The sequence below is a fragment of the Ruegeria sp. HKCCE4148 genome (assembly GCF_017872495.1).
Classification (GTDB): domain Bacteria; phylum Pseudomonadota; class Alphaproteobacteria; order Rhodobacterales; family Rhodobacteraceae; genus Ruegeria.
This window is the reverse complement of sequence record NZ_JAEDOS010000006.1, coordinates 159,501-165,500: the sequence shown is the minus strand read 5'-3', so window position 1 is coordinate 165,500 and position 6,000 is coordinate 159,501. Positions and strand designations below refer to the sequence as shown.

The following is a 6,000-nucleotide window of genomic DNA, read 5'->3' as shown; positions in this document are numbered from 1 at the left end:
GCTATTCACTCTCAGCGTTCTTGAGCGTCAATGGTAAAAAGTTTGCAACAGATCCATAAAAATTTCCTGGCAAGACCAGCTACACAAAACGGTCGCTCTTATGTCATGGTTGGTTCAAACACCACAAGCGATCAAGAGGACCGCGATGGCGCAGGCAGAAACCACCAATGAAAAAGCGATCCTGTCACAGGATCCGCATAAGGTTCGGGACAGTGGTGAGAAGAATCTGGAAACCGCAATCGGACGCGAAATTAGGGCGTTGCGATTGCAGCAGGGGATCACGATAGCCGAATTATCCGCTCTGACTGGCCTGTCGATCAGCATGCTGTCCAAAATCGAGAACGGGGCGACCTCACCGTCGCTGACCACGCTGCAATCTTTAGCAGATGCACTTAGCACGCCGATTACCTCTTTTTTTCGCCGCTATGAAGAAACCCGAAACGCAGTGCATACCAAAGCGGGTGAGGGGGCCGAAACCGAGCGGGCGGGCACACGGGCCGGGCATCAGTATAACCTTCTGGGCCATCTTGGGGCCAATGCCAGTGGCGTGGTGGTCGAGCCCTATCTGATCACGCTAACCGAGGAATCTGACCGGTTCCCGACATTCCAGCATGATGGGATCGAGATGCTTTATATGCTCGAAGGTGAGGTGGACTATCGCCACGGCGACAGCATTTATGCCCTGAAGCCCGGCGACACGCTTTTCTTTGATGCCGACGCGCCGCACGGGCCAGAAGTTCTGGTTAAACTGCCAGCGAGATACCTGTCGATCATTTCTTATCCGCAGACCAGCTAAGTCTTGCTTATTGTTTTTCGAGCCGGGCGGCCATCGTTCCTGGCGGTTGCCGGATTTGAGTGTCTCGCGCGATTGTTTCCCCACATGAATATTTATTTCTTATAGTTGTTTTTCTCGCCTTGCGCTGTTAGCGTCGGGCTCGATGAAATTTCATAGGGCAAAAGCTGATGTGTGGAATTGTCGGCCTGTTTCTCAAGGACAAGACATTGGAGCCCGAGCTGGGCTCGATGCTGACGGATATGCTGGTCACAATGACCGACCGGGGCCCGGACAGCGCAGGGATCGCAATCTATGGGGCCGAGGTAGCCGGGGCCGCGAAGCTGACAGTGCAGTCGGACAAGCCTGAGGAGGACTTCGCCGCGCTTGCCGCTGATCTGGGGGCGGCGATCGAGGCGGAGGTTACTCTGCAGGCCAACGACACGCATGCGATTCTGAAACTGGACAGCACGAAGGTGGAACAGGCCCGCCAAGCGGTGCGCGATCTGCGTCCCGGTCTGCGCGTGATGTCAGACGGTGCCGCGATTGAGATCTACAAAGAGGTTGGCCTGCCTAAAGACGTGGCAGATCGCTTCAACCTGTCGACCATGGGCGGCAGCCACGGGATCGGTCATACGCGCATGGCAACGGAATCCGCTGTGACCACGGAAGGCGCGCACCCGTTCAACACCGGCGCGGATCAGTGTTTGGTTCACAATGGATCGCTGTCGAACCACAATGCACTGCGCCGCGAGCTCAAGCGCGAAGGCGTGCGGGTTGAGTCGATGAACGACACCGAAGTGGGCGCGGCGTACCTGACCTGGAAGATGCAGAACGGCGCGACTCTGGGTGAGGCGCTGGAAAGCAGCTTGGAGGATCTCGACGGGTTCTTCACATTCGTGGTCGGCACCAAGGATGGGTTCGGCGTGGTTCGTGACCCCATTGCTTGCAAACCTGCGGTTATGGCCGAGACTGATCAATACGTGGCCTTTGGCAGCGAATACCGCGCGCTAGTAAACCTGCCGGGCATCGAAGACGCCAAGGTCTGGGAACCCGAACCCGCAACCGTCTATTTCTGGAGCCACTAAGATGCAGACCTATGATGTTGCAGAAAACGGCCTGCGGGGTTTGAACTCGACCCTTCAGGCGCAAAGCGCCGAGACCAACCGGACCAATTGGGAAGTGCAGAACCCCAAGGGCAGCCACGCCATCGCCGTGGGTCTGGACGCGCCGATTGAGGTCACCGTCAAAGGCTCGACTGGATACTACTGTGCGGGCATGAACCAGCAGGCGACCATCAAGATCGAAGGCTCGGTGGGCCCGGGTGTGGCCGAGAACATGATGTCAGGCACCGTGATTGTTGACGGCGATGCTAGCCAATATGCAGGTGCGACCGGGCATGGCGGGTTGCTGGTGATCAAGGGCAATGCCAGTTCGCGCTGCGGGATTTCGATGAAGGGCATCGACATCGTCGTACATGGCAATATTGGTCACATGTCGGCGTTCATGGCGCAGGCGGGCAATCTGGTTGTGTGTGGTGATGCAGGCGACGCGCTTGGCGACTCGCTCTATGAGGCGCGGCTGTTCGTGCGCGGCTCGGTCAAAAGCCTGGGCGCGGATTGCATCGAGAAAGAGATGCGGCCTGAGCACATCGAAACTCTGACCGACCTGCTGGAACGCGCGGGCTCGGACGCCCGGCCGGAAGAGTTCAAGCGTTACGGCTCGGCCCGTCAGCTTTACAACTTCGACGTCGACAACGCAGCCGCTTACTGAGTACGAAGGGTATGAAAGATATGGATCAGACCATCCCCCGCACCATGCCGATTCAGTCGGCAACCTTCACCAACCCGATCAACGCCGAAATTCGGCGGGCTGCGGCCACCGGTACCTATGACATTCGCGGTGGTGGAGCCAAACGCAAGGTGCCCCATTTCGATGACCTGCTGTTTCTGGGCGCCTCGGTCTCACGCTATCCGCTGGAAGGGTACCGTGAGCGTTGCGATACCTCGGTGACGCTGGGCACACGCTTTGCCAAGAAGCCCATCGAGTTAGATATTCCTGTCACCATTGCAGGCATGAGCTTTGGCGCTTTGTCCGGTCCTGCAAAAGAGGCTCTGGGCCGTGGGGCATCGGCGGCTGGAACGTCCACCACCACTGGTGACGGCGGTATGACGCCTGAGGAACGCGGGCACTCGTCCAAGCTGGTCTATCAGTATTTGCCGTCTCGCTACGGTATGAACCCCGATGACCTGCGTAAGGCTGACGCCATCGAGGTCGTTGTCGGCCAGGGCGCGAAGCCCGGCGGTGGTGGTATGCTGTTGGGCCAAAAGATCAGCGATCGTGTTGCGGAGATGCGCACTCTGCCCAAGGGGATCGACCAGCGCTCGGCCTGTCGCCACCCTGATTGGACGGGTCCGGATGATCTTGAGATAAAAATCCTAGAGCTGCGTGAAATCACCGGCTGGCAGGTGCCGATCTATGTGAAGGTCGGCGCAACGCGGCCCTATTATGACACTGCGCTGGCGGTGAAAGCCGGGGCCGATGTCGTGGTGATGGACGGGATGCAGGGCGGCACCGCTGCCACGCAGGACGTGTTCATCGAACATGTCGGCATTCCGACGCTGGCCTGTATCCGCCCTGCTGTTCAGGCGTTGCAGGACCTGGGTGTGCACCGCGAGGTGCAACTGGTGATCTCGGGCGGTATCCGCACCGGGGCCGATGTGGCCAAGGCGATGGCCTTGGGCGCGGATGCGGTGGCCATTGGTACGGCTGCTCTGATCGCTTTGGGTGACAACGACCCCAAATGGGAATCCGAGTATCAGAAGTTGGGCACCACCACCGGGGCCTATGACGATTGGCACGAAGGGCAGGACCCGGCGGGCATCACCACGCAAAACCCGGAACTGGCCGCGCGCCTTGACCCGATCGAGGCGGGTCGTCGGTTGCGCAACTACCTGAAGGTGATGACGCTTGAGGCGCAGACCATCGCGCGCGCCTGTGGTCACAATCACCTGCACAATCTGGAACCCGAGGACCTCTGCGCCTTGACTATGGAAGCCGCTGCGATGGCAAAAGTGCCGCTGGCAGGCACCGACTGGTACCCGGGCAAAACCGGGTTCTGATCGATACATGACACCAGGGCGCGGTCCTAAAAAGGGCGGCGCCTTTCTTCTATTGAGACATATAAACAGGGAAAGGAAGGCCGACCATGACGACAGATCTGGCAGCTTTCGCCAAAGAAAAAGGCGTCAAATACTTCATGATCTCATTCACGGACCTGTTTGGCGGGCAACGGGCCAAGCTGGTGCCCGCGCAGGCCATTGCCGACATGCAGGACGAGGGCGCGGGCTTTGCCGGGTTCGCCACATGGCTGGACATGACGCCCGCCCATCCTGACATGCTGGCGGTGCCCGATCCGTCCTCGGTAATCCAACTGCCGTGGAAGCCCGAGGTTGCATGGGTCGCGGCCAATTGCGTGATCGAGGGCGAAGATGTGGCACAGGCCCCGCGCAACGTGCTGCGTCGCCTGATCGACGAAGCCGCCGCCGAAGCAATGCATGTCAAAACCGGCATCGAGGCCGAGTTCTTCCTGCTGACCCCCGATGGCGAGCAGATCAGCGACCCGTTCGATACGGCAGAAAAGCCCTGTTATGACCAGCAGGCGGTGATGCGCCGCTATGATGTCGTGCGTGAGATCTGCGACTACATGCTGGACCTGGGCTGGGGTCCGTATCAGAACGACCACGAGGATGCCAACGGCCAGTTCGAGATGAACTGGGAATTTGACGATGCACTGCGCACCGCCGACAAGCACTCGTTCTTCAAGTTCATGACCAAATCGGTGGCCGAAAAGCACGGCTTCCGAGCCACCTTCATGCCCAAGCCGGTCGAGGGGCTGACTGGCAATGGCTGTCACGCCCATATCTCGGTCTGGGATGCGCCGGGCGCGGACGCGAAGACCAACGTATTTGCAGGTGAAGGCGACGGTCCGACCGGTGAGGTGGGCCTGAGCGAGAAGGGCAAGCATTTCCTCGGCGGGATCATGAAACATGCAAGCGCGCTGGCAGCGATCACCAATCCGACGGTGAACAGTTACAAGCGCATTAACGCGCCGCGCACCATGTCGGGGGCCACATGGGCGCCCAATACGGTCACATGGACCGGCAACAACCGCACCCATATGGTGCGGGTCCCCGGACCGGGCCGGTTCGAACTGCGTCTACCCGATGGGGCCACCAACCCCTACCTGTTGCAGGCGGTCATCATCGCCGCCGGTCTGTCGGGCATCCGGTCCGAGGCTGATCCGGGCAAACGCTGGGATATCGACATGTATGCCGAAGGGCACACTGTCACCGATGCGCCCAAGCTGCCGCTGAACATGCTGGACGCGCTGCGCGAATATGACAAGGATGCAGGGTTGAAGGCTGCTATGGGCGAGGAATTCTCGGCCGCTTACCTGAAGATGAAGAAGCAGGAGTGGATGTCTTTTACAAACCACTTTTCGCGTTGGGAAAAAGAACACACATTGGATGTCTAACTGTTTGATCCCATCGCGTTGTTTTAGGATGTTCTGGCCCCGCCAAGTGGGAAGAGTTTGAGCATAACAGGCTGAAAAATAGAAAGGAGCTGGCATGCGGTTTTTGACGTCCCTCATATTCATTGGTGTTCTGGCAACCGCGGCGAATTCTGACGTGACCAGTCGAAATGGCGGTCCAAGTAACAGTCAAATGCTGTCAAAGGGTGGTGACGGAGGCGTTGATGGTGTCGCTTTCTTTCGTCCAGTCTTAAGCGGAGTGCTGTATCGATCCGGTTTCAAGGGCGGCGACAAGGATCGAACAGGCCTAAGTGACGGTCAACGCGAAACTCTGTGCGGTGAAGGGTTTTCAACTGGGTTCTATGCCGACTTCGGCAAAAACACTGAATACGGTCGCACCAGCTGCGGAAACGGATCCTTTGACTATCAGAGCGCCAGATCCTCCCGACCCGATGCTGTCATGGCGTCCATACACGAGGTGATTGAAAACCCCGGAAAAGGCCCTGTCTTGGTGCACTGCATGTGGGGCGTTCATTCTTCGGGGGCATTGTCGGCAATGGCACTCGTTCAGTTTTGCGGTTGGACGGAAGGCAGGGCCAAGGAATATTGGAATGATGCCCGAAACGGGGCCCCGTGTTCAGGCGGGTGTGACCAGTGGATTGACTCAAAATTCGCCAACTTCAGTGTTGACCCC

The 6,000-nt window shown here is 58.6% G+C and carries 5 protein-coding genes; all 5 read left to right on the top strand.

Annotated elements, in window-relative coordinates:
* Positions 1-145: 145 nt before the first annotated feature.
* The 5 genes from I9187_RS16690 (at position 146) to glnT (ending at position 5,309) form a co-directional block, all read left to right on the top strand.
* Positions 146-796 carry an XRE family transcriptional regulator gene (locus tag I9187_RS16690; protein WP_170682348.1) on the top strand — a complete coding sequence of 217 codons (651 nt, stop codon included), beginning with the start codon at positions 146-148 and terminating at the stop codon, positions 794-796.
* A gap of 167 nt (positions 797-963) precedes the next feature.
* Complete coding sequence (locus I9187_RS16685; protein ID WP_170508320.1) at positions 964-1,860, top strand: glutamine amidotransferase family protein; 897 nt, start codon at positions 964-966, stop codon at positions 1,858-1,860.
* 1 nt (position 1,861) lies between these two features.
* The gene (locus tag I9187_RS16680) at positions 1,862-2,545 is read left to right on the top strand and encodes a GXGXG domain-containing protein (RefSeq protein WP_170508319.1); all 684 of its coding nucleotides are present in this window, start codon (positions 1,862-1,864) and stop codon (positions 2,543-2,545) included.
* Between the two features lie 20 nt (positions 2,546-2,565).
* Positions 2,566-3,894, top strand: coding sequence for an FMN-binding glutamate synthase family protein (locus I9187_RS16675; protein WP_171176286.1), 1,329 nt, complete (start codon positions 2,566-2,568; stop codon positions 3,892-3,894).
* Between the two features lie 86 nt (positions 3,895-3,980).
* A complete protein-coding gene (gene glnT, locus I9187_RS16670) occupies positions 3,981-5,309 on the top strand; it encodes a type III glutamate--ammonia ligase (RefSeq protein WP_209509932.1) in 1,329 nt (442 codons plus the stop codon).
* The last annotated feature ends 691 nt before the right edge of the window (positions 5,310-6,000 follow it).

Coding starts and splice junctions, on each gene's coding strand:
- I9187_RS16690 (WP_170682348.1), top strand. CDS start 146: ATGGCGCAGGCAGAAACCACCAATGAAAAAGCGATCCTGTCACAGGAT.
- I9187_RS16685 (WP_170508320.1), top strand. CDS start 964: ATGTGTGGAATTGTCGGCCTGTTTCTCAAGGACAAGACATTGGAGCCC.
- I9187_RS16680 (WP_170508319.1), top strand. CDS start 1,862: ATGCAGACCTATGATGTTGCAGAAAACGGCCTGCGGGGTTTGAACTCG.
- I9187_RS16675 (WP_171176286.1), top strand. CDS start 2,566: ATGGATCAGACCATCCCCCGCACCATGCCGATTCAGTCGGCAACCTTC.
- glnT (WP_209509932.1), top strand. CDS start 3,981: ATGACGACAGATCTGGCAGCTTTCGCCAAAGAAAAAGGCGTCAAATAC.